This is a genomic window from Streptomyces sp. (genome assembly GCF_035644915.1).
Classification (GTDB): domain Bacteria; phylum Actinomycetota; class Actinomycetes; order Streptomycetales; family Streptomycetaceae; genus Streptomyces.
On record NZ_DASQNP010000234.1, the window covers coordinates 42900 to 65835 of the forward strand.

Below are 22936 nucleotides of genomic sequence, written 5' to 3' on the forward strand. Positions count from 1 at the left end.
GCATGCAGAGTCCGCTCTTCGGCTACACCGAGGTCCAGAGCCAGGACCGCTACGTCCTGCAGAACCCGCAACTGCTGCGGGTCCAGCTCGGCGGCCAGGACGACGTGCTCGCCCGCAAGGGCGCGATGGTCGCCTACCAGGGGCTGCTGGAGTTCGACGGCGAGTACCAGTCGCGCGAGCAGCGCCGCAGGCAGGCGCGCACCGGCGAGAACCTGGAGCTGATGCGCTGCTCCGGGCAGGGCACGGTCTACCTGGCCAACCTCGCCCAGTACGTCCACGTCATGGACGTGGAGCCGGAAGGCCTGACGGTCGACAGCTCCTACGTCCTGGCCCTGGACTCCTCCCTGCACTGGGAGGTGATCGCGGTGGACAGCCAGTTCGGCATCTCCGGATCCGGCGCCTACAACCTCAACATCACCGGCCGGGGCAAGGTGGCCCTGATGACCTCCGGCCAGCCGCTGGTTCTCCAGGTCACCCCCCAGACGTACGTCAGCGCCGACGCCGACGCGGTGGTGGCCTGGTCCGGCTCGCTGCGGGTGCAGATGCAGGCGCAGACCAGTTCCCAGAGCGTGTGGCGGCGGCGCGGCAGCACGGGGGAGGGCTGGGAGCTGAGCTTCATGGGCCAGGGGTACGCCCTCGTCCAGCCCAGTGAGCTGCTCCCCCCGCAGAACGCGGTGGTCGGCCAGGGGCTGGGGGCGCAGTACGGCATGGGCCGGCACGGCGCATACGGCCAGAACCAGGGCAACCGCTTCGGCTGACGCGCATGAGCGGGCGCGCGGGCCATGCCCGCGCGCCCTGCCTCACAGCAGTGCGCGGATGCGGTCCACCAGCCGTACCACGGAGTCGTCGGCCACGGACGCCACCTCGTCGTAGGCGAACCAGCGCAGCTCCAGGGACTCCTCGCTGACCGCCTCCAGCGCGCCGTCAGGGGCCAGGACGGCGTACTGCACGTCCAGGTGCCAGGCGCAGGGGGTGAGGTGCCGGTCCAGCCGGGCGGGCCCGCCCGGCAGCAGGGTGAGCCCGGCGATGCCCGACTCCTCGGTGGCCTCCCGCAGGGCGGCACCGGCGAGCGTGGCGTCACCGGGCTCGCAGTGCCCGCCCGTCTGGAGCCACATCCGCAGCTTGCGGTGGTGGGTGAGCAGCACGCGTCCGCGGCGGGGGTCCACCACGAGCGCGCTCGCCGTGATGTGCCCGTCCGCGCAGGACTTCCACACCCCGTCCGGGTGGGCGGCCAGGTGGTCGCCGTACGCCTGCCGCAGCGCGTCCTGCGCCGCGTCCGGCGCGGGCCACTCCGTGAGGACCCGCACCGCGTCCTGGTGCAGGCTCACCGGGCGCCGCCGGTGCCGTCCCCACCGTCCCTGCCGCCGGTGCCGCCTCCGCCGCCGGTGTCGTCCCCGTCGCCTCCGCCGTCCCCGCGGCCCTCCTCCGGGCGCGGTCCGCCCTCGCCGGCCCCGTCCGCGCCGTCCTTCAGCAGCCCCTCCAGCTCCGAGAAGTCGAGCTGCTCGCGGTGGACGAAGCCGTCCGGGTCGTCGAGGTCCTCGGCGGTCGGCAGCATGTCCGGGTGGGACCACAGCCCGTCGCGGCCGTCCACCCCGCGGGCGTCGGTGAGCGAGGCCCACAGCCGGGAGGCGTCGCGCAGCCGCCGGGGCCGCAGCTCCAGGCCGATCAGCGTGGCGAAGGTCTGCTCGGCCGGACCGCCGCTGGCGCGGCGGCGGCGCAGCGTCTCGCGCAGCGCGGAGGCGGACGGCAGGTGCGGTTCGGCGGCGGCGTGCACCACCGCGTCCACCCAGCCCTCGACGAGGGCGAGCGCCGTCTCCAGCCGGGCCAGGGCCGCCTTCTGCTCGGCGGTGTCCTCCGGCCGGAACATGCCCTCCTGCAGCGCCTCCTGGAGCTCCTCCGGACGCGTCGGGTCGAGCTGCCCGACGAGGTCCTCCAGCCTGGCGGTGTCCACCCTGATGCCGCGCGCGTACCCCTCGACCGCGCCGAACAGGTGCGAGCGCAGCCACGGCACGTGCGCGAAGAGCCGCTGGTGCGCCGCCTCGCGCAGCGCGAGGTACAGCCGCACCTCGTCCAGCGGCACGCCCAGGTCCTTGCCGAAGGCGGTGATGTTGATCGGCAGCAGCGCCGCCCTGCCCTTCGGGCCCAGCGGCAGCCCGATGTCGGTGGAGCCGACGACCTCGCCGGCCAGCACGCCCAGCGCCTGCCCGATCTGGGAGCCGAACATCGCGCCGCCCATGGAGCGCATCATGCCGATCAGCGGGCCCGCCATGGCCTGCATCTCCTCGGGCAGCACGTCGCCCATGGCCGCCCCGACCCGTTCGGCCAGGGGGTCCACCAGGTCCTTCCACACCGGGAGGGTGGCCTCCACCCACTCGGCGCGGCTCCAGGCGACCGCCGAGCCCGCGCCGGAGGGCAGCGAGGTCACGCCGTCCAGCCACAGGTCGGCCAGGCGGACGGCCTCCTCCACCTCCCTGCGCTCCTGCGGGCCGACACTGGCGTCCTTGGTGCCGTCCTGGGTGCCCGCGGCGACGGTCTGCCGGGCGATGTCCTTGGCCATGTCCCAGTTGACCGGCCCGCCCTCGTAACTGAGCATCTGGCCGAGCCGCTGGAACGCGGCGCCCAGGTCGTTGGGGTTGACGCCGCCGGGGCCGCCCAGCGCGCCGAACATCGCCGCGAAGGGGTTCTCGGCGTTGCCCTGGCCGCTGCCGAACCCGAACGGGTTCGGCCCCTGACCGCCCTTCTTCCGTCCGTCGTCGCCGTCCTCCGGCTCCTCCGGCGGAAGGCCGAATCCGAATGGGGTGTCACTCACGGGGGTTCCTCGGCTCTGGTGGATGGGACGGTGGGATGGTGTGCGATGGGGTGGGCTTTACGTCCAGCCTAGACACCTCTCGTGCAGGATGGATCCTGCGCACGTCGTACCAGAGACAACCGCGGGAGACACCCGGTGAGTTCCCAGGAGCCAAACGTTCGCGGTCCGCGTAACGGAGCCGCGCGGCGCACCATCGCGGTCACCGGCGCAGCGTCGGGGGTCGGCGCGCTGCTCACCGAGAGGCTGGTGGCGTCCCCGGAGGTGGACCGGGTGATCGCCCTCGACGAGCGCCGCGGCGAGGTGGAGGGGGCCCAGTGGCACGTCCTGGACATCCGGGACCCGGCCATCGCCGACCGGCTGCGCGGCGACGGCGACCCGGTGGACGCCGTGGTGCACCTCGCCCTCGACCTGGACCTGGAGACCGACCCCACCGCCCGCACCGCCTACAACGTGCGCGGCGCCCAGACCGTGCTGACCGCGGCCGCGGCCGCGGGCGTGCGCCGGGTGGTGCTGTGCACCTCGGCGATGGTCTACGGGGCGCTGCCCGACAACGACGTGCCGCTGGCCGAGGACGCCGAACTGCGGGCGACCGCCGAGGCCACGGGCGTCGGCGACCTGCTGGAGATCGAACGGCTCGCCAAGCGCGCTCCCCGGGCGCACCCCGGCCTGAACGTCACCGTGGTGCGCCCCACCGTCCTCGTCGGCGGCACGGACACCGCCCTGACCCGCTACTTCGAGTCACCGCGCCTGCTGGTCGTGGCGGGCTCCCGGCCCTGCTGGCAGTTCTGCCACGTCGAGGACCTGGCCAGCGCCCTGGAGTACGCGGCGCTGGAGAAGGTGGAGGGCGAACTGGCGGTCGGCTGCGACGGGTGGCTGGAGCAGGAGGAGGTCGAGGAGCTGTCCGGCATCCGCCGCATGGAACTGCCCTCGGCCGTCGCGCTCGGCGCGGCCTCCCGGCTGCACCGCCTGGGCCTGACCCCCTCGCCGGCCGGTGACCTGGCGTACACCATGCACCCCTGGGTGGTCAGCGGCTCCCGGCTGCACGAGGCGGGCTGGCGGCCGAAGTGGACCAACGAGGAGGTGCTGGCCGAGCTGCTGAAGGAGGTCGCCGGGCGCCGCACGGTCGCCGGACGCCGCCTGGGCCGCAAGGACGCCACCACGCTCGGCGCCGCGGGTGCGACCGTCGCCCTGGTGGGCACCGCCGCCCTGGTCCGCCGCGCGCGCAAGGCCCGCCGCCGGATGTGACGCCGCCCGGCAGGCGGCCGCTCCCCCGGCCCCCCGGGGGCGTACGGCACCATGGGCCCATGGCACAGACGTACGACCACCCCGGTGAGCGGGCGGGCGCCGACCCGATCCGGCTCCTCGCGATCCGTGACACCCCGCTCTCCGTGGACGAGGTCTTCGCGGCCGTCGGCGACTCCGCCGCGGGCGGCACCGCCCTGTTCGTCGGCACCGTGCGCGACCACGACGGCGGCGCCGACGTGGCCCGGCTCGGGTACTCCTCGCACCCCACGGCCGAGGCCGAACTCCGCCGCGTCGCCGAGAAGGTGGCCGCCGACTTCCCCGTACGGGCGCTCGCCGCGGTCCACCGGGTGGGCGACCTGTCGGTCGGTGACCTGGCCGTGGTCGTCGCCGTCTCCTGCCCGCACCGCGCCGAGGCGTTCGAGGCGTGCCGCCGCCTGATCGACGACCTGAAGCACCAGGTCCCGATCTGGAAGCACCAGACCTTCACGAACGGCACAGAGGAGTGGGTCGGCGCGTAGCGCCGTCCTTGAGGGGTGGTGGTCGGGTGGCGGGTGGGCGGGGCGGCGCGTAGCGCCGTCCTTCGGGGGGTGGTGGTCGGGCGGGTGTGCCATGCCCGCGGGGGGAATGCCGGGGCGGCTGCCGGGAACAGTCCACGCAGGGCCGGCACCGAGGAGCGGGCGGCTTCCGGGTTGCGGAACTCGACCCTTGCCGGAACCGTTGCCCTTCCGGGATCTAGTCTGCTCATAGGCCGGTTTCGGCGCATTCGAGGGATCGGGAGGTCACTGTGGCGGCACTCGCCTGGTTGCTGATTCCGTTCGCCGCCACGGTGGGGGCGGCCGTGTGGGCCGTGTGGGTCTCGAGGAAGCCCAGCGGCTCCGGGGACGCCGAGGGAGTCGCCGGGTACGAGGCGTTCCGCGCCGCCATGGAACGCCCCCACGGCCACGGACACCGGCGGGAGGAGGGCGCCGATCCCCACCGCGCGACCACCGCCGTGCTCCGCGCGGCTCCGGACGGACGGGCCCCCGCAGCCGACTGACGGCCGGTCCCGTACTGTCGTGGCATGCCACGCCGGACCGCGACGATGCTCACCTCCACCCTGCTGCTCATAGCCGTGCTCTGCGCCGGTGTCCTGATCAGGGTGCCGTACGCCGAGATGTCCCCGGGGCCCACGGTCAACACTCTCGGTGAGCACGGCGGCGAGCCGGTGCTGAGCATCGAGGGCAGGAGGACGTACGAGACGTCCGGCCACCTCAACATGACCACCGTCCGGGTCACGGGCGCCGACTACCGGATGAACCTGGTGGAGGCCGTCTACGGCTGGCTGGCGGACGACAGCGCGGTCGTCCCGCACGACACCCTGTACCCCGACGACAAGTCCGCCGAGGAAGTGCGGGAGGAGAACGCCGAGGAGTTCAGCCAGTCGCTGGAGAGCGCCAAGGTCGCCGCCCTGCGGGAACTGGACATCCCGGTCGGGGAGAGGGTGGTCGTCGCCTCCGTGGTCAAGGGGGGTCCGGCCCAGGGCGAACTGCACGCCGGGGACGTGATCAGGGCCGTGGACGGCGAGCCGGTGAAGCAGCCGGACGACGTCGCCCGGCTGGTGACCGAGCACGAGCCCGGCGAGGACGTGGTCTTCACCGTCGTCCCGGCCAAGCAGGCCCGGGCGGCGGAGAAGAAGGGCGAGGAGCCCGCCGGGAGCCGGGAGGTCACCGTCACCACCACCGCGGCCGACGACGACAAGCGCGCGATCGTCGGCATCCAGGCGGGGCTCGACCACACCTTCCCGTTCGAGATCGACATCCAGCTCGCCGACGTCGGCGGTCCCAGCGCCGGGCTGATGTTCGCCCTCGGCATCGTGGACAAGCTCACCCCGGAGGACCTCACCGGCGGCGAGTTCGTGGCCGGTACCGGCACGATCGACGGCGAGGGCGAGGTCGGGCCGATCGGCGGCATCCAGATGAAGACCATCGCCGCCCGGGACAAGGGCGCCGAGTACTTCCTCACCCCCGAGGACAACTGCGCCTCCGCGCTCCGCGACGTCCCCGACGGCCTGACCCTGGTGAAGGTCGGCACGATCGACGACGCGCTGGACGCCCTGGGGGACATCAGGAAGGGGAACACGGCCGGTCTGCCGCGGTGCACGGCGGACTGACCCGTTCCCGCGCGTCCGGCGCCCGTCCGGTCCCTCTCCCTCCGCGGCTTTCCGCGGCCTCGCGGAACCTTCCGCAACCTTCCGCGGTGCTCCGCGGTCCTCCGCGACTCCTCCGTGACCTCCCGCGGCCGGCCGCGGGAGGTCGGCCCACCGTCAGTCGGCGAAGGTGGCGGCCAGGGCCTCGGTGAGGCCCGGGACCAGGTCCGGTCCGGTCAGCACCTCGGTCGGCGAGTCCTTCTCGCGCAGCCGCAGCGCCGTCTCGCGGGCGCCGTCCCGCAGCACCGCCACGGTCATCCGCACCTCCTGGCGCTCGGGGTGCTGGGCCACCCACTGCGCCAGCCGCTCCTCGGCGCCCTCCTCCTGGAGGCCCTCGGGGACGGACGCCTCCGCCGACGGCGGCAGCATCAGCCGCTCCACCGTCATGGCGCACCCGGCCACCGTGTCGGGCCAGGCGATGGTGCCGAGGAACTCGTCGAGGGGGATTCCGGGGGGCAGCTCGTCCTGCTCGACCGGGGTGAGGGAGGCGGGGGAGGGGGCGTCGTCGCCCTCGCCGCCGAGGCCGAGCTGCTCGGCCAGGGCGGGTTCCTCGGCGCGCAGCCGGTCGGTGTCGACCAGGGCGAACAGGCGGGCGGGCTGGTCCCAGCCCAGGCCCGCGGCGTACTCGTCGATCTCGAGCACGGCACGGGTCAGCGGGCTGGCGGCGAGAGGTGTGCCGTCGATGGGGAGGTTGTTCATCCTCATATCGTGCCGCCGAACACCCCGGAAACGGGAACCGGGTAAAGGTTGAGTAAGTTGCATGGGTGGGGCCCTAGCATTCGGGGGCCTGCTTTCATCCGCTGCGACTCTTCGAGGTGCGCACCTTGGCTTTCCAGATGCCGGACCGGGGCCCGGGCGGGCCCACCGGACCACGGATCAGTGTCGGCAGGCCCTCCAGGCGCGCCAAGACCCTGCTGATGACAGCGGGCGTGCTCGCCGTCCTGGCCATGCTGTTCGTCATGTTCGCGGGGTTCTGGACCGACTGGCTGTGGTATCGATCGGTCCGCTACACCACCGTCTTCACCACCACGTTGTGGACCAAGATCGGCCTGTTCGCCGTCTTCGGTCTGCTGATGGCCGCGGCCGTCGGCTTCAACATCTGGCTGGCCCACCGGCTGCGGCCCCCGCTCAGCGCGATGTCGCTGGAGCAGCAGAGCCTGGACCGGTACCGGATGGGCATCGCCCCGTACAAGAAGTGGGTGCTGCTCGGGGTCACCGCGCTGGTCGGACTGATCGCCGGCGCCTCCGCCTCGGGCCAGTGGCGCACCTGGCTGATGTGGATCAACGGCGTCCCCTTCGGCAGCGAGGACCCCCAGTTCGGCAAGGACGTGTCGTTCTACGCGTTCGACCTGCCCTGGTACCGCTTCCTGCTGAGCTTCGGCTTCGCGGCCACCGTGCTCTCCCTGCTGGCCGCCGCGCTGGTGCACTACCTCTACGGGGGGCTGCGGCTCACCACCCCGGGCGCCCGGGCGACCTCCCAGGCCACCGGCCACCTCTCGGTGCTGCTCGGGATCTTCGTCGCGCTCAAGGCGGTGGCGTACTGGCTCGACCGCTACGGCCTGGCGGTGAAGTCCGGCGACTTCAAGGCGACCGACAACTGGACGGGCCTGCGCTACGTCGACGCCAACGCGTACCTCCCGGCGAAGACGATCCTGTTCTTCATCGCCGCCATCTGCGCGGTGCTCTTCTTCGCCACCCTGTGGCGGCGCACCTGGCAGCTCCCGGTGATCGGCTTCGGCCTGATGGTCCTCTCGGCGATCCTGATCGGCGGGCTCTACCCGGCGATCGTGCAGAACTTCCAGGTCAAGCCGAACGAGCAGGCCAAGGAAGCGCCGTACATCGAGAAGAACATCAAGGCCACGCGCGAGGCCTACGGCATCGACGACGCCAAGGTCTCGAACTACGAGGGCGAGAGCGAGGCGAGCAACGAGGAGCTGCGGGCGGCGGCTGAGAGCACCGCCAGCATCCGGCTGCTCGACCCGAACGTCGTCTCGCCCAGCTTCCAGCAGCTCCAGCAGGTCCGCAGCTACTACCAGTTCCCGGCCACCCTGGACGTGGACCGGTACAGCACCGAGGACGGCGAGGAGCAGGACACCGTCGTCGGCCTGCGCGAGATCAACATCAACGGCATCACCGAGCGCAACTGGATCAACGACCACTTCAAGTACACCCACGGCTTCGGCATGGTGGCCGGCAAGGGCACCTCGGTCGCCGCGAACGGCGTGCCCGACTTCGTGGAGAAGGACCTCCCGCCGGAGGGCGAGTTCGGGAACTACGAGCCGCGGATCTACTACGGCGAGAAGACCACGCAGTACTCCATCGTCGGCGGTCCCCAGAAGGAACTGGACTACATCTCCGGCAGCGAGGAGAAGACCTACAGCTACAAGGGCAACAGCGGGGTGGACCTGTCCAACCCGGTCAACCGCGCGGCGTACGCCGTGACCTTCAACGAGCCGCAGATCCTGTACTCGGGCGCGATCGGCGAGGGTTCGCGGATCCTGTACAACCGCACGCCCAAGGAGCGCGTCGAGGCGGTCGCCCCCTGGCTGACCATCGACGGCGACCCGTACCCGGCGGAGGTGGACGGCCGCATCCAGTGGATCATCGACGCCTACACCACGACGAACCAGTACCCGTACTCGTCCCGCACGACCCTGGGCGACACCACGGCCGACTCGCTGACCGACGGCCAGCGTTCGGTCATCGCCCAGCAGAACCGGGTCAACTACATCCGCAACTCGGTCAAGGCCACCGTGGACGCCTACTCGGGCGAGGTGAAGCTGTACCAGTGGGACACCGAGGACCCGGTGCTGAAGACCTGGATGAAGGCGTTCCCGGGGACGGTCGAGCCGCGCGAGAACATCGGCGACTCGCTGATGGACCACCTCCGCTACCCGCAGGACCTGTTCAAGGTCCAGCGTGAGCTGCTGGCGCGCTACCACGTCACCAGCGCGGGCCAGTTCTACAGCGGCAGCGAGCGCTGGCAGGTGCCGGACGACCCGACGCAGAAGGGCAGCGCCAACGCGGTCCCGCCGTACTACCTCAGCATGAAGATGCCGGACCAGGAGGAGCAGACCTTCTCCCTGACCACGACCTTCAACCCCAGCGGGCGCGAGACGCTGGGAGCCTTCATGGCGGTCAACGCGGACGCCCGCAGCAAGGACTACGGCACGATCAGGATCCTGAAGCTGCCGTCCAACACCACGGTCTCCGGCCCGCAGCAGGTGCAGAGCCGCTTCAACTCGGACACCGAGATCGCGAACGAGATCAACATCCTCCAGCGCGGTGACTCGGAGATCGAGTACGGCAACCTGCTCACCGTGCCGCTGGAGGGCGGGCTGCTCTACGTGGAGCCGGTCTACGTCCGCGGCGCGGGCACCAACTACCCGCTGCTGCGGAAGGTGTTGGTGACCTACGGCGAGAAGACCGCCTTCGAGAACACCCTCGACGAGGCCCTGAACGTGGTCTTCGGCGTGGACGGTCCCCGGGAGGACGAGGACCGCGGCGAGGAGCCGCCGGCGGAGGAGGGCGCTCCCACGCCGCCCCCGTCCGGGGACGCGACGGTGCAGGAGGCCCTCCAGGACGCGCAGGACGCGTTCGAGGCGGGCCAGGAGGCGCTGGGCGAGCAGGACTGGGAGGCCTACGGCAGGGCCCAGCAGGACCTGGAGGAGGCGCTCCAGCGGGCCGCCGACGCCGAGCGGGCGGCCGGCGGCGACGGAAAGAACAGCCAGGACGCCGGCAACGGCGGCAACGACGGGGGACGCAAGGAAGAGTGAACCGGTGGTGAGCAGGCACCTCCCGCGCCGTGCTAAGATTGAGAACACAACGGCGCGGGGTGGAGCAGCTCGGTAGCTCGCTGGGCTCATAACCCAGAGGTCGCAGGTTCAAATCCTGTCCCCGCTACTGAATGGGAAGGGCCCGGAGTCAATGACTCCGGGCCCTTCCTCATGTGTGGGAGCCGCGATTGAGGGGGGCGCTCGACAGCGCTCCGCGTTTGGGTGGTAGCTGTATCGGGAAGTCGACAAAACGCTGTAGTGACTTCCCTGGCGGCTGTATACCAGGTGTACGCGGGTTGCGGGTGGTGCGACGATGGGCCTCATGGGGGACAAGGCAAGGTTTGAGGGCATGGGTGGTGGTGTGAGCCGTACCGAAGCCCGCGACACCCGCGACATCGACGCCATCAGCGCGCACGGCGCCCGGCTGCTGCGCCGGGGCGACCTGGACGGCGCCGAGCCGCACCTGCGCGCCGCCACCGCCGCCGGGGACCGGGCCGCCGCGAACAACCTGGGGGTCCTGCTCCACCAGCGCGGACAGGTCGAGGAGGCCGCAGGCTGGTGGCGTGTCGCCGCCGTCGCCGGATCGGCCGCGGCGGCCCACTCCCTGGGCCGCTACCACCGCGAGCGCGGCGACGAGACCGCCGCCGAGTACTGGCTGCGGCAGTCCGCGGAGGCCGGTCACCCCCTCGGCGCGTACGCCCTCGCCGACCTCCTGGAGCACCGGGGCGAGGACGGGGCCGAGGAGTGGTTCCGGGCCGCCGCCGAACGCGGCCACCGCGAGGCGGCGTACCGCATCGCGCAGATCCTGATGCGCCGTCCGGACGCCGCCACCGCCGAGGCCGAGCAGTGGTACCGCCAGGCCGCCGCACGCGGCCACCGGCGTGCCGCGCTGCGGCTGGGCACGCTCCTGGAGGAGCGCGGCGAGCTGCAGGAGGCGGCCCGCTGGTACCTGACGGCCGCCAAGGACGGCGAGGCGCGCGCGGCCTGCGCGCTGGGCTTCCTGCTGCGCGACGCGGGGGACACCGAGAGCGCCGCCGAGTGGTGGCGCCGCGCCGCCCAGGACGGCGACGGCAACGCGGCCAACGCGCTGGGCGCGCTGCACGCCGAGCGCGGTGAGCGGCAGTCGGCCGAGCGCTGGTACCGCGTCGCGATGGAGGCGGGCGACATCAACGGCGCCTTCAACCTCGGGCTGCTGTGCGCCGCCCAGGGCCGCACGGCCCAGGCCGAGCAGTGGTACCGCCGCGCCGCCTACGCCGGCCACCGGGAGGCCGCCAACGCGCTCGCGGTCCTGCTGCTCCAGCGCGGTGACGCGGCGGGCGCCGAGCCGTGGTTCTCCAAGGCCGCCGAGGCGGGGAGCGTGGACGCCGCGTTCAACCTCGGCATCCTGCACGCGAGCCGCGGCGAGGAGGCGGTGGCCAGGCAGTGGTACGAGCAGGCCGCGGCGGCCGGCCACACCGAGGCCGCCCTCCAGGTGGGCATCGCGCTGCTGCGCGAGGGCGACACGCACACCGCCGAGCGGCACCTGCGGCGGGCGGCGGGCGGCGGGAGCGTGGAGGGCGCCTTCCGCCTCGCGGCGCTGCTGGAGCGCCAGGCCCCGACGGCGGGCGCCGTCGTCGCGCACGGCCCGCCCGAGTACGAGGAGTGGTACGAGCGGGCCGCCGAGCAGGGGCACCGCCGCGCGCAGGTCCGGCTGGGCATGTGCGCGGCCGCGCGCGGCGACGTGGTCCGGGCCGCGCACTGGTACCGCCGCGCCGCGGAGGCGGGCAGCCGCAACGGCGCCTTCAACCTCGGGCTGCTGCTGGCCCGCGAGGGCAGCGAGCCGGAGGCCGCCCTGTGGTGGACCCGCGCGGCCGAGGCGGGCCACGGCCGGGCCGCCCTGCGGCTGGCGCTGCTCAGCGCCCGGCGCGGCGACCTGACGGCGGGCCGGCACTGGTGCGCCCGTGCGGTCGAGCTGGGGCCGCCGGAGGTCGCCGAGCGGGCGGCCCGGCTGAGCGAGGCGCTCCACGAGGAGCTGTCGGCCTGAGGGCGCTCCGGTGCCCCGCACCCGGTGTGACCGGTGTGATCGGTGGTGCCGGGCCGTCCTCGGCCCAGCCGATTTGCGCTGGTAGAGGGAACGGGTTAATCTTGAGAACACAACGACGCGGGGTGGAGCAGCTCGGTAGCTCGCTGGGCTCATAACCCAGAGGTCGCAGGTTCAAATCCTGTCCCCGCTACTGATGAGGCTGTGGCCCGAATCCTCAGGGATTCGGGCCACAGCCTTTTCGTCTGCTCCGCCCGCTGTTCCGGCTGTGCGCGGTGCAAGCACCGGGTACGGGCGGGCCGATGAAGTCCGGCCGGGCGCGGAGGGTGCCACCGGACGCGCGGGTCACCGGGACGCGCCGGCGCCCCGGACGTACGGGTGGGGCCGGGGCTACTCGGCGGCGCAGGAGGGGCAGATGCCCCGGTAGGTGACCGTCGCCTCGGAGAGGGCGAAGCCGAAGCGCTCCTCCTCGGGGAGCAGGGCGAGCGGGTCGCCGGAGGGACGGACGTCACGGATCACGCCGCACCGCGAGCAGACCAGGTGCTGGTGGGAGTGGTGGGCGTTCGGGTCGTACCGCTTGGCGCGGCCGTCCGTGCTGACCTCGATGACCTCGCCGATCGAGACCAGTTCGCCGAGGGTGTTGTAGACGGTGGCGCGCGAGATCTCCGGCAGCTTCTCGACGGCGCGCGCATGCACCTCGTCGGCGGTGTAGTGGACATGCTCACCATCGAGGACCTCGGCGACGACTCGTCGCTGGGCCGTCAGACGCCAGCCGCGATCCCGGAGACGTTGAAGCAGGTCACTCATACATCCACCTTAGCAGCGCGCGTCCATGGTCGGATTCAGTACGGTATTTATCTTCTTCTTGACTTAGACATTGTCCAATGTAGGATCTCGTTCGGCTTCGGCCAAGGGGACAGGACAGACTCAGGAGGCGCACGTGACCGTGCAGAGTGAGACCAGCGGACCGATGACCACGGAGGCCGGTGCTCCGGTCGCGGACAACCAGAACAGCGAGACCGCGGGCGTCGGCGGTCCGGTCCTCGTCCAGGACCAGCTCCTGCTGGAGAAGCTCGCCCACTTCAACCGCGAGCGCATCCCGGAGCGGGTCGTGCACGCCCGGGGTGCGGGTGCCTACGGCACCTTCACCGTGACCGCGGACGTGACGAAGTACACCCGGGCGAAGTTCCTCTCCCAGATCGGCAAGGAGACCGAGGTCTTCGTACGCTTCTCGACCGTCGCGGGCAACCTGGGCGCGGCCGACGCGGTGCGCGACCCCCGCGGCTTCGCGGTGAAGTTCTACACCGAGGAGGGCAACTACGACCTCGTCGGCAACAACACCCCGGTCTTCTTCATCAAGGACGCCATCAAGTTCCCGGACTTCATCCACACCCAGAAGCGCGACCCGTACACCGGTTCGCAGGAGCCGGACAACGTCTGGGACTTCTGGAGCCTGAGCCCGGAGTCCACCCACCAGGTGACCTGGCTCTTCGGCGACCGCGGCATCCCGGCCTCCTACCGCCACATGGACGGCTTCGGCTCGCACACCTTCCAGTGGAACAACGAGGCGGGCGAGGTCTTCTGGGTCAAGTACCACTTCAAGACCGACCAGGGCATCAAGTGCCTCACCCAGGAGGAGGCCGACATCCTGGCGGGCAGGGACCCCGACAGCCACCAGCGCGACCTGCGCGAGTCGATCGAGCGCGGCGACTACCCGAGCTGGACCCTCTACGTCCAGATCATGCCGGCGGCCGAGGCGGCCAACTACCGCTTCAACCCGTTCGACCTGACCAAGGTCTGGCCGCACGGGGACTACCCGCTGATCGAGGTCGGCAAGATGGAGCTGAACCGCAACCCGCAGAACATCTTCGCCGAGGTCGAGCAGTCGATCTTCTCGCCGGCGCACTTCGTGCCGGGCATCGGCCCGTCCCCCGACAAGATGCTCCAGGGCCGCCTGTTCGCCTACGGCGACGCGCACCGCTACCGGGTGGGCATCAACGCCGACCACCTGCCGGTGAACCGTCCGCACGCCACCGAGGCCCGCACCTACGGCCGGGACGGCTTCATGTACGACGGCCGCCACGGCGGTGCGAAGAACTACGAGCCCAACAGCTTCGGCGGCCCGGCCGAGACCGGCCGCCCGCTGTGGCAGCCGGTCCCGGTCTCCGGGGTCACCGGTGACTTCGCCGCCCCCTCCCACGCCGAGGACAACGACTTCGTCCAGGCGGGCAACCTCTACCGGCTGATGACGGAGGAGGAGAAGGAGCGGCTGGTCAACAACCTGGCCGGCTCGATCTCGAAGGTCTCGCGCGAGGACATCGTCAAGCGGGCCATCGAGAACTTCCGCCAGGCCGACGAGGACTACGGCAGGCGGCTGGAGGCCGCGGTCAAGGCCCTGCGCGGCTGACACCGGCCGTTCGCCGTACCAACCCGGAGGGACCGGAGCCCCGGGGCTCCGGTCCCTCCGGCGCGCCCGGGGGAGGGGACGGGCGCGGGGGACGGACCGCCGTCGGACCGCCGTCAGGCCGCCCCGGCCGTCGCGGCGGCGGGCGCGGGCACCCCGTGCGCGGGCGCGGACGACCAGCAGCGGACGATGTCGCGGACCGACACCACCCCCACCGGTTCGCGGTCGTCGAGCACGATCAGGTGGCGGAAGCCGCCGCGCGTCATGGCCCGGGCGGCGTCCTCCAGGGTCCAGCCGGGGGCGGCGAAGACCACGTCGGTGGTGGTGTGCAGGTGCGCGAACTCCCGGTCGGGGTCCTGGCCCGCGCCCACGGCGTTGAGGATGTCGCGTTCGGTGAGGATGCCGATCCCGCTGGTGTCGGGATCGAGGACGACCGCCGCGCCGACCCGGCGGGCGGCCATCAGGCCGGCGGCCTGGCGGAGCGTGTGGGCGGGACCGATGGTGAGGACCACTGTGCTCATGGCGTCACGGACGAGGGTGGGCATGGCGATGGTGCCACCTCCTTGGGGAACCCCTCCCAAGAGAAGGAATTCACAAGCTCACAAGCGGGGGGATTCTCATGTTCACATGCCGCACGAACCACAACAAGGGGCGCGTGGGGCCGAGTTGACCGCCCACCGGCCGTGCCCGGCGTGCTCCGGGGCGTTCGCCGCCGTCCCCCGTACCGTCCGCTACCCGCCCAGGTAGGCGAGCAGCTCCTCGTGCAGCAGCCCGTTGGAGGCCGCCGCGTCGCCGCTGTGCGGGCCCTCGCGGCCGTCCAGGCCGGTGAAGGTGCCCCCCGCCTCCTGCACGATGATCGCGTTCGCCGCCATGTCCCACAGCGACAGCTCCGGCTCGGCGCACATGTCCACCGACCCCTCGGCCACCATCATGTACGGCCAGAAGTCGCCGTAGCCGCGCGTGCGCCAGCAGGCCCGGGTCAGGTCGAGGAAGCCGCCGAGCTTGCCGCGCTCCTCCCAGCCGCTGAGCGAGGAGTAAGCGAACGACGCGTCCTGGACGCGGCTCACCCGGGAGACCGACAGCCGGGTCGCCGAGGACAGGCTGCGGCCGGTGTACGCGCCGACGCCGCGCGCCGCCCACCAGCGCCGGTTCAGGGCCGGGGCCGAGACCACGCCGACCACCGGGCGGTCGCCGTCCTCGCTCCGCTCCATCAGGGCGATCAGCGTGGCCCACACCGGGACGCCGCGCACGTAGTTCTTGGTGCCGTCGATCGGGTCCACCACCCAGCGGCGCGGGCCGTGCCCCTCGCTGCCGAACTCCTCGCCCAGCACCGCGTCGCGCGGCCGTGCCCGCTGCAGGGAGGTGCGGATCAACTCCTCCGCCGCCTTGTCGGCCTCGCTCACCGGCGTCATGTCGGGCTTGGTCTCGACCTTGAGGTCGAGGGCCTTGAACCGCTCCATCGTCGTGGCGTCGGCGGTGTCGGCCAGTACATGGGCAAGGCGCAGGTCATCGTGGTAGTCGGGCATGGTCGAACAGTATCCAGCGGTTCCGGGAACCGGCCACAGGGGAGTGGCCAACCGGGTGGCCCGGCCGCGCGCCCTGCGCCGTACGGTGGAGACCGGACGGCGCGCACGGCGCCTTGACACCCTCTGTCACCGCCCCGATGCTGTGCGGCAACCCGCCGCGTCCGGGGAGGCGTTGATGTCCTCAGCGATGCCCTCAGCGAAACCCACAGCGCGCCAGTGCCTGCTGCACGCCGCCCGTGACGCCCTCGCCGACCGGCCCTGGCCCCGCATCCGCATGGTGGAGGTCGCCGCGGCGGCCGGGGTCTCCCGCCAGACCCTCTACAACGAGTTCGGCTCCAAGGACGGGCTCGGCGCCGCCCTGGTCGCCCGCGAGACGGACGCCTTCCTCGACCGCGCCGCGCACGCCGCGGCCCGGGCGGCCCGTGACGGCGCCGACCCCGTCGCGGGGTGCGCGGCGGCGGCCTCCTGGATGGTGCGCACGGCCCACCGCGAACCGCTGGTCCGCGCCGCCCTCACCGGCTGTTGGGAATCCCGGCTGCCCCTGCCCGGCGTACCGCCGGACCGGCTGGCGGCACGGCTGCGCGACCGTACGGTCGCCACCCTGGCGGGCGCCCCGGGCGCGCCCGACCCCGCCCTGCGCCGCGCGTGCGAGGTGGGGCTGCGGCTGGCGCTGTCCTACGTGGTGGCGCCCTGCGACGGCCCGCCCGAGGCCACCGAGGACGCCGCGGGCGCCCATGTCGTCCAGGTCCTCAGGGCGCTGCTGGACCGGGCGGACGGAGCGGAGCGAGCGGGCTGAGCCGCAGGGCGGCGGGATTCCGGGCGGGCCGGTGCCGTAACCGGTCAGTCCCCCTCGCGGCGCTCCCGGGCGGCCAGCAGGCGGCGCAGGGAGTGCAGCCGGGCGGGATCGGCGTGGCCGTCGGCGACCCACGCGTCCAGCGCGCAGTCCGGCTCGTCGTGGCTGCACGCGCGCGGGCAGTCGGCCGTGCCCGGCTCCAGGTCGGGGAAGGCGAGGATGACGCGGGACGGGTCGACGTGGTGCAGTCCGAACGACCGCACGCCCGGGGTGTCGATCACCCAGCCGCCCCGGCGCGGCGGGGGGAAGGCCACCTCCCCGGGCAGCGGCAGCGCCAGGGCGGAGGTGGTGGTGTGACGGCCGCGTCCGGTCACCGCGTTGACCTGCCCCGTGGCCCGCTGGCGGTCCGGGACGAGCGCGTTGACCAGGGTGGTCTTGCCGACCCCGGAGTGGCCCACGAAGGCGGTGATCCGGCCCAGCAGCAGTGCGCGCACCCGCTCGGCGCCGCCGTCGGCCAGCTCCTCGCGGCTGGTCACCACGTGGCGCACCCCCAGCGGGGCGTACGTCTCCAGCAGCGGTTCGGCCGGGGCCAGGTCCGCCTTGGTGAGCACCAGCAGCGGCTCCAGGCCCGCGTCGTAGGCGGCCACCAGGCAGCGGTCGATCAGCCGGGGCCGCGGCTCGGGGTCGGCGAGCGCGGTGACGATGGCGAGCTGGTCGGCGTTGGCGACGACGACCCGCTCGTAGGGGTCGTTGTCGTCGGCGGTGCGCCGGAGCACCGAGCTGCGCTCCTCGACCCGCACGATCCGCGCCAGGGTGTCCTTGGCCCCCGACAGGTCGCCGACGAGCGCCACCCGGTCACCGATCACCACGCCCTTGCGGCCCAGTTCGCGGGCCTTCATCGCGACGACCGTGCGGTCCCCGACCAGGCAGGTGATCCGTCCCCGGTCCACGGTGACGACGAAGCCCTCGGCGGCGTCCTCGTGCTTCGGCCGGATGCTGGTGCGCGGCCGGCTGCCCCGGCGGTTGGGGCGGACCTTGATGTCGTCCTCGTCGGTGTGCTTGCCGTAACGTCGCATGACGGCCGGCCTCTTACCCTCTCTCCCCGTCCCCTTCGAGCATGGCGGTCCACAGGTCGGGGAAGTCGGGCAGCGTCTTGGCGGTGGTGGCGACGTTCTCGACCTCCACCCCCTCCACCACCAGGCCGAGCACCGCGGCCGCGGTGGCCAGCCGGTGGTCCTCGTAGGTGTGGAAGACCCCGCCGCGCAGCGGACGGGGACGGATGACCAGGCCGTCCTCGGTCTCGGTGACGTCGCCGCCGAGACCGTTGATCTCCTTGGTGAGCGCGGCCAGCCGGTCGGTCTCGTGCAGCCGCAGGTGCGCCACGCCCCGCAGCCGCGACGGGGAGTCGGCCAGCGCCGCGACCGCCGCGATGCCGGGGGTCAGCTCGCCCACGTCGCTCAGGTCCACGTCGATGCCGTGGATCCGGCCGCTGCCGGTGAGGGTCAGCCCGCGCTCGTCGAGCTCGCACCGGCCGCCCATCTCGGTGAAGATCTCCCGCAGCGCGTCACCGGGCTGGGTGGTGTGCTCGGGCCAGTCGGGGATGGTCACCCGGCCGCCGGTGACCAGCGCGGCGGCGAGGAAGGGCTGGGCGTTGGACAGGTCGGGCTCGACGACCAGGTCCCGGCCGAGCAGCGCGCCGGCCGTGACCCGCCAGACGTTCGGCTCGCCCCCGGACTCGGGGGTGTCCACCTGGGCGCCCGCGGCGCGCAGCATGTCGACCGTCATCCGGATGTGCGGCATGGACGGCAGGGGGCCGCCGGTGTGGCGCACCTCGACACCCTGGTTGAAGCGGGAGCCGGAGAGCAGCAGGGCGCTGACGAACTGGGAGGACGAGGACGCGTCGATCTCCACCCTGCCGCCGGTCAGGGAACCGCTGCCGTGCACGGTCATCGGCAGCGAACCGCGCCCGTCGTCGTCGATGCGGGCGCCGAGCGCGCGCAGCGCGTCGATCACGCCGTGCAGCGGGCGCTCGTGGGACCGCCGGTCGCCGTCGAAGTGGACCGGGCCGTCGGCGAGGGCGGCGACGGGCGGCAGGAAGCGCATCACGGTGCCCGCGTTCCCCACGTCCACGGTGGCGGGGCCGTGCAGCCCGGCGGGGATGACGCGCCACGCCTCCCCGGTGCCCGCGGGGGCGCCGGGGACGGGGGCGGAGCTGGAGGAGACCGTCTCCTCGATGCCCACTCCCATGGCCCGCAGGCCCTCGGCCATCAGCAGGGTGTCGCGCGAGCGCAGCGGGCGGCGCAGCCAGCCCGGCTCGGAGGCGAGGGCGGCGAGTACCAGACCGCGGTTGGTGACCGACTTCGAGCCGGGCACGGTGACGGTCGCGTCGACCGCGCCGGACGCGAGCGGTGCAGGCCAGAGAGCGGTGTTGTCGGTCATGGCCCCAACTTTAGTGGCTCGGGCGGGGCGGGAATCCCGATCGAACACCGAGAAATACGGCCGGAAGCACGACCGCGAAGCGACAGCACCGGGCGGCTGTGGACGACGTACCGCCGGCGGCGCACAACGGCGCAGGGCCGACGCACGACGGCGCACAGCGGCACCGCGCGGGGTCAGAGCCCCAGCAGCCACCGTCCGCCGCCGGTCAGCGAGCACAGGGCGACGGCGTGGAAGAGCAGCAGCCACAGCGCCGCGGGCGCGTTGGTCAGCCGCGCGAGCTGGTCGGCGTCGGAGTCCGGCGCCTCGCCCCGGCGCCGCTTGGCCTGGAGCTCGACGACGGGCCGCACCCCGCCCAGCAGCAGGAACCACACCACTCCGTAGGCGAAGGCCCCCTGCACCTCGGTCCCGGCGAACCACGACACCAGGAAGAACGTCCCGCCGGTGAGGACGACGGTCAGCATCCCGTAGGCGTTGCGCACCATCACCAGCATCGCCAGCAGCAGCGCCGTGGCGCCCCACAGCAGCGCGGTGACGCGCCCGTCGGCCAGCAGCCACGCCCCGGCCAGTCCGAGCAGCGGCGGGGCGGTGTACCCGGCGGCGGACGTCAGCACCATCCCGATCCCGGTCGGCCTCCCCCGGGAGACGGTCAGTCCGGAGGTGTCCGAGTGCAGCCGTATGCCCTCCAGCCGCCGTCCGGTCAGCAGCGCGACGAGGCCGTGCCCGCCCTCGTGGGCGATGGTCACCGCGTTCCGCGTCACCCGCCACACCCCTCGCGGCGCCACCACGGCCAGGGCCACCAGCCCGGTGGCCACGACGACCGGCAGCGACGGATCGGGTTGCGTCCCGACGACGCGGTCCCACACCTCGGCGATGCTGTCCGTGCCCATGCCCCGGCCGGCTCCTTCCTCCGTGTTCCCCTGCGTTTCCCCTGCGTTTCTCCCGCGTTTTCCTCCCGCGTCCCCCTCCGCTCCGCGGCCCCGTTCCCCCGCCGCGGGCCGCGGGCGGCGTGTCGCAGTGTGTCACGGACGTCCGCCGGCCGTGCCGAGTGTCGGTGGGACGTGGCAGGGTGGCAGCATGTGCGGACGGTATGCGGCGAGCCGTGGGCCCGAGGAACTGGCCGGGCTGTTCGGCGTGGAGAAGTGGGATCCGGCCGAGACCCTGGCGCCCGACTGGAACGTGGCTCCGACCAAGCAGGTGTACGCGGTGCTCGACCGGCCCCTGAAGGACGGCGAGGACAAGCGGCCGGTACGGCAGCTCCGGCCGCTGCGCTGGGGGCTGGTGCCCTCCTGGGCGAAGTCCCCGGACGTGGGCGTGAAGATGATCAACGCACGGGCCGAGACCGTGCACGAGAAGCCCTCCTACCGCCGGCCCTTCGCCGCGCGGCGCTGCCTGCTGCCCGCCGACGGCTACTACGAGTGGGTCACCGGGAAGGCCGAGCGGCAGGAGGAGGAGAAGGGCAAGCGGAAGCGGCCGCGCAAGCAGCCGTACTTCGTGACGCCGGCCGACGGCTCGGTGATGGCGATGGCCGGGATCTACGAGTTCTGGCGAGACAGGACGCTGCCCGACGACCATCCGCAGGCGTGGTGGGCGACGTGCGCGGTGATCACCACCGCGGCGGAGACCCGGCCGTTCGCGGGAGCCGGCGGCGCGGACGGTGACGGGGGGCCCCGCGCGCTCGCCGACATCCACCCGCGGATGCCGCTGGTGCTCACCCCCGACCGGTGGGACGCCTGGCTGGATCCGGCCCGCACCGACGTGGACGGGCTGCGCGAGCTGCTGGCCCCGCCGCCCCCCGAGGCGGTGCGGGCCTATCCGGTGAGCACCGAGGTCAGCAACGTGCGCAACAACGGGCCCGAACTGCTGACGGAGCTTGACGGGCCCGAGGCCGGGACGCTGTTCTGAGGACCGTGATCGACGACGGAACGGCCGGAACGGCCGCGGCGACGGGAACGGCGGGAACGGCGGCCGGAGCGGTGCAGACGGTGGACACCCCGGCCGGACCGGCGCGCGTCACCTGGCACCGCGCGGCCCGGGCGCGTCTGGTCCTGGCACTGGGGCACGGCGCCGGGGGCGGCATCGAGGCGCGGGACCTGCAGGCCCTGGCCGCGGCACTGCCCGGGCACGGGGTCTCCGTCGCCCTGGTCGAGCAGCCCTGGCGGGTGGCGGGGAAGAGGCTGGCGCCCGCGCCCAGGACCCTCGACGCGGGCTGGCGGGCGGTGTGGCCCGTCCTGGCCGGGGAAGGGCTGCCGGTCGTCTCCGGCGGGCGCAGCGCCGGAGCGCGCGTGGCCTGCCGGACCGCGGGCGAACTCGGGGCGCACGCCGTGCTCGCGCTGGCCTTCCCCCTCCACCCTCCCGGCAGGCCGGAGCGGTCCCGGGCCGGGGAACTGCGCGCGGCCGGGGTGCGGACCCTGGTCGTCCAGGGCGGGCGCGACCCCTTCGGGCGGCCCGCGGAGTTCCCCGGGGACACGGAGGTCGTCGAGGTGCCCGGGGGAGACCACGGCTTCGCCGTGCCGAAGAGGGGGACGTCCGGCCCGGACGCCCAGGAGGCCGCGCTCCGTGTGATCACCGACTCGGTGCGGGAGTGGCTGGACCGGGAATGACTCCCCGGGCGGGTGCGTTGCCGTCTGTGCAGGACACGCACGGACAGAGCACGTACACGCCAGGAGAGGGAGTCCACCCACCATGGGTTCGATCGCATGCCCGTCCCGCCCGGTGAGCACACCATCGACGGCGGCGGACGTGGACTGGGCGACGCTGAGGCTCGCCGGACTCGCCGGAGATGTCCCCTTCCGGGCGGCGCGGGGAACGGGGCGTCGTCTATTCTCCGATGCGAGTGGGTCCGCCCTTGGACTCGCAGCCGCATCGGAGGAGGTGGGTCCGGTCACCGGGACCGACGACGCTGCGCACCAGGAGCCCGTGGAGACGGAAGCCGAGCGGAACGCGCGCTTCGAACGGGACGCCCTCGCCTTCCTGGACCAGATGTACTCGGCGGCGCTGCGCATGACGCGCAATCCCGCCGATGCGGAGGACCTGGTCCAGGAGACGTACGCCAAGGCCTACGCGTCCTTCCACCAGTTCCGCGAGGGCACCAACCTCAAGGCGTGGATGTACCGCATCCTCACCAACACCTTCATCAACTCCTACCGCAAGAAGCAGCGCGAGCCCCAGCGCAGCGCGGCCGAGGAGATCGAGGACTGGCAGCTCGCCCGCGCCGAGTCGCACATGTCGACCGGGCTGCGCTCGGCCGAGGCACAGGCACTGGACCACCTGCCGGACTCGGACGTGAAGGAGGCCCTCCAGGCGATCCCGGAGGAGTTCCGGATAGCGGTCTATCTCGCGGACGTCGAGGGATTCGCGTACAAGGAGATCGCGGACATCATGGGGACGCCCATCGGCACGGTGATGTCCCGTCTGCACCGCGGTCGCCGCCAGCTGCGCGGCATGCTGGAGGATTACGCCCGCGAGCGCGGACTGGTTCCGGCGGGCGCGAACGGCGCCGCCGCGTCCGACGAGTCGCACGACCGGAAAGGCTCGGGCTCATGAGTTGCGGAGAGCCGCACGAGACGGACTGCGCCGAGGTCCTGGACCATCTCTACGAATACCTGGACCGCGAGATGCCCGACGGGGACCGCACGAAGTTCGAGGTGCACTTCGAGGAGTGCGCCCCGTGCCTGGAGAAGTACGGACTGGAACAGGCCGTGAAGAAGCTGGTCAAGCGGTGCTGCGGGCACGACGACGT

General features: G+C 72.9%; 22 protein-coding genes and 2 tRNA genes. 15 read left to right on the forward strand and 9 right to left on the reverse strand.

Features of this window, described 5'->3' with window-relative positions; all coding sequences use genetic code 11:
* The first annotated feature begins 2 nt into the window (after window positions 1–2).
* Entirely contained in the window at window positions 3–758 is a 756-nt protein-coding gene (locus tag VE546_RS25165; RefSeq protein ID WP_324926184.1) for an AIM24 family protein, read from the forward strand.
* Window positions 759–800: 42 nt separating this feature from the next.
* Here VE546_RS25165 and VE546_RS25170 read toward each other — a convergent pair whose 3' ends face one another.
* Entirely contained in the window at window positions 801–1328 is a 528-nt protein-coding gene (locus VE546_RS25170; protein WP_324926186.1) for an NUDIX hydrolase, read from the reverse strand.
* Window positions 1325–2809 (reverse strand): zinc-dependent metalloprotease, encoded by a 1485-nt coding sequence (locus VE546_RS25175; RefSeq protein ID WP_324926188.1) that lies wholly within the window; start codon window positions 2807–2809, stop codon window positions 1325–1327. Before VE546_RS25175 ends, VE546_RS25170 begins: the two co-directional genes overlap by 4 nt.
* A 135-nt stretch (window positions 2810–2944) precedes the next feature.
* Between VE546_RS25175 and VE546_RS25180 the strand changes: the two genes are divergently transcribed.
* The 4 genes from VE546_RS25180 (at window position 2945) to VE546_RS25195 (ending at window position 6203) form a co-directional block, all read left to right on the forward strand.
* Entirely contained in the window at window positions 2945–4054 is a 1110-nt protein-coding gene (locus VE546_RS25180; protein ID WP_324926190.1) for an SDR family oxidoreductase, read from the forward strand.
* A 59-nt stretch (window positions 4055–4113) separates the two neighbouring features.
* Window positions 4114–4572, forward strand: a complete 459-nt coding sequence (locus VE546_RS25185) for a molybdenum cofactor biosynthesis protein MoaE (RefSeq protein WP_324926191.1) — start codon at window positions 4114–4116, stop codon at window positions 4570–4572.
* Between the two features lie 266 nt (window positions 4573–4838).
* A complete protein-coding gene (locus tag VE546_RS25190) occupies window positions 4839–5090 on the forward strand; it encodes a hypothetical protein (protein WP_324926193.1) in 252 nt (83 codons plus the stop codon).
* A gap of 24 nt (window positions 5091–5114) precedes the next feature.
* Window positions 5115–6203: a PDZ domain-containing protein gene (locus tag VE546_RS25195; RefSeq protein WP_324926195.1), complete on the forward strand. Its 1089-nt coding sequence runs from the start codon at window positions 5115–5117 to the stop codon at window positions 6201–6203.
* Between the two features lie 153 nt (window positions 6204–6356).
* Here the strand turns inward: VE546_RS25195 and VE546_RS25200 are convergent, their stop codons facing one another.
* Complete coding sequence (locus VE546_RS25200; RefSeq protein WP_324926197.1) at window positions 6357–6938, reverse strand: PPA1309 family protein; 582 nt, start codon at window positions 6936–6938, stop codon at window positions 6357–6359.
* A gap of 137 nt (window positions 6939–7075) precedes the next feature.
* On the opposite strand from VE546_RS25200, the gene VE546_RS25205 reads away from it, so the two are divergent.
* The 4 genes from VE546_RS25205 to VE546_RS25220 all read left to right on the forward strand — a co-directional run bounded on the left by VE546_RS25205 (window position 7076) and on the right by VE546_RS25220 (window position 12228).
* Complete coding sequence (locus tag VE546_RS25205) at window positions 7076–10015, forward strand: UPF0182 family protein (RefSeq protein ID WP_414720579.1); 2940 nt, start codon at window positions 7076–7078, stop codon at window positions 10013–10015.
* 53 nt (window positions 10016–10068) lie between these two features.
* A tRNA-Met gene (locus VE546_RS25210) sits at window positions 10069–10142 on the forward strand.
* A 222-nt stretch (window positions 10143–10364) separates the two neighbouring features.
* Complete coding sequence (locus VE546_RS25215) at window positions 10365–12038, forward strand: tetratricopeptide repeat protein (RefSeq protein ID WP_324926200.1); 1674 nt, start codon at window positions 10365–10367, stop codon at window positions 12036–12038.
* Between the two features lie 116 nt (window positions 12039–12154).
* Window positions 12155–12228: transfer RNA gene (locus tag VE546_RS25220), tRNA-Met, on the forward strand.
* Between the two features lie 197 nt (window positions 12229–12425).
* Here VE546_RS25220 and VE546_RS25225 read toward each other — a convergent pair.
* A complete protein-coding gene (locus tag VE546_RS25225) occupies window positions 12426–12842 on the reverse strand; it encodes a Fur family transcriptional regulator (RefSeq protein ID WP_324926202.1) in 417 nt (138 codons plus the stop codon).
* A 163-nt stretch (window positions 12843–13005) separates the two neighbouring features.
* Here VE546_RS25225 and VE546_RS25230 point away from each other — a divergent pair, with 163 nt between their 5' ends.
* Window positions 13006–14442, forward strand: coding sequence for a catalase (locus VE546_RS25230; protein WP_324926227.1), 1437 nt, complete (start codon window positions 13006–13008; stop codon window positions 14440–14442).
* Between the two features lie 113 nt (window positions 14443–14555).
* Here the strand turns inward: VE546_RS25230 and VE546_RS25235 are convergent, their stop codons facing one another.
* Window positions 14556–14984 carry a cyclic nucleotide-binding/CBS domain-containing protein gene (locus VE546_RS25235; protein WP_324926204.1) on the reverse strand — a complete coding sequence of 143 codons (429 nt, stop codon included), beginning with the start codon at window positions 14982–14984 and terminating at the stop codon, window positions 14556–14558.
* A 186-nt stretch (window positions 14985–15170) separates the two neighbouring features.
* Window positions 15171–15965: a histidinol-phosphatase gene (hisN, locus tag VE546_RS25240; RefSeq protein WP_324926206.1), complete on the reverse strand. Its 795-nt coding sequence runs from the start codon at window positions 15963–15965 to the stop codon at window positions 15171–15173.
* Between the two features lie 175 nt (window positions 15966–16140).
* Between hisN and VE546_RS25245 the strand changes: the two genes are divergently transcribed.
* Window positions 16141–16761, forward strand: coding sequence for a TetR/AcrR family transcriptional regulator (locus tag VE546_RS25245; protein WP_324926208.1), 621 nt, complete (start codon window positions 16141–16143; stop codon window positions 16759–16761).
* Window positions 16762–16805: 44 nt separating this feature from the next.
* Here VE546_RS25245 and rsgA read toward each other — a convergent pair whose 3' ends face one another.
* From rsgA to VE546_RS25260, 3 genes are all read right to left on the reverse strand, one after another.
* Entirely contained in the window at window positions 16806–17834 is a 1029-nt protein-coding gene (gene rsgA / locus VE546_RS25250; protein ID WP_324926210.1) for a ribosome small subunit-dependent GTPase A, read from the reverse strand.
* 13 nt (window positions 17835–17847) lie between these two features.
* Entirely contained in the window at window positions 17848–19197 is a 1350-nt protein-coding gene (gene aroA / locus VE546_RS25255; protein WP_324926212.1) for a 3-phosphoshikimate 1-carboxyvinyltransferase, read from the reverse strand.
* 173 nt (window positions 19198–19370) lie between these two features.
* A complete protein-coding gene (locus VE546_RS25260) occupies window positions 19371–20084 on the reverse strand; it encodes a M50 family metallopeptidase (RefSeq protein WP_324926213.1) in 714 nt (237 codons plus the stop codon).
* Window positions 20085–20271: 187 nt separating this feature from the next.
* Between VE546_RS25260 and VE546_RS25265 the strand changes: the two genes are divergently transcribed.
* From VE546_RS25265 to rsrA, 4 genes are all read left to right on the forward strand, one after another.
* On the forward strand, window positions 20272–21099 hold the full coding sequence (locus VE546_RS25265) for an SOS response-associated peptidase (protein ID WP_324926215.1): 828 nt from the start codon (window positions 20272–20274) through the stop codon (window positions 21097–21099).
* A 71-nt stretch (window positions 21100–21170) separates the two neighbouring features.
* Window positions 21171–21797: an alpha/beta family hydrolase gene (locus tag VE546_RS25270; RefSeq protein WP_324926229.1), complete on the forward strand. Its 627-nt coding sequence runs from the start codon at window positions 21171–21173 to the stop codon at window positions 21795–21797.
* Between the two features lie 271 nt (window positions 21798–22068).
* Entirely contained in the window at window positions 22069–22740 is a 672-nt protein-coding gene (locus tag VE546_RS25275; protein ID WP_414720577.1) for a sigma-70 family RNA polymerase sigma factor, read from the forward strand.
* On the forward strand, window positions 22737–22936 hold a 200-nt coding region (rsrA, locus tag VE546_RS25280; RefSeq protein ID WP_324926219.1), incomplete at its 3' end, for a mycothiol system anti-sigma-R factor. The genes VE546_RS25275 and rsrA, both read left to right, overlap by 4 nt.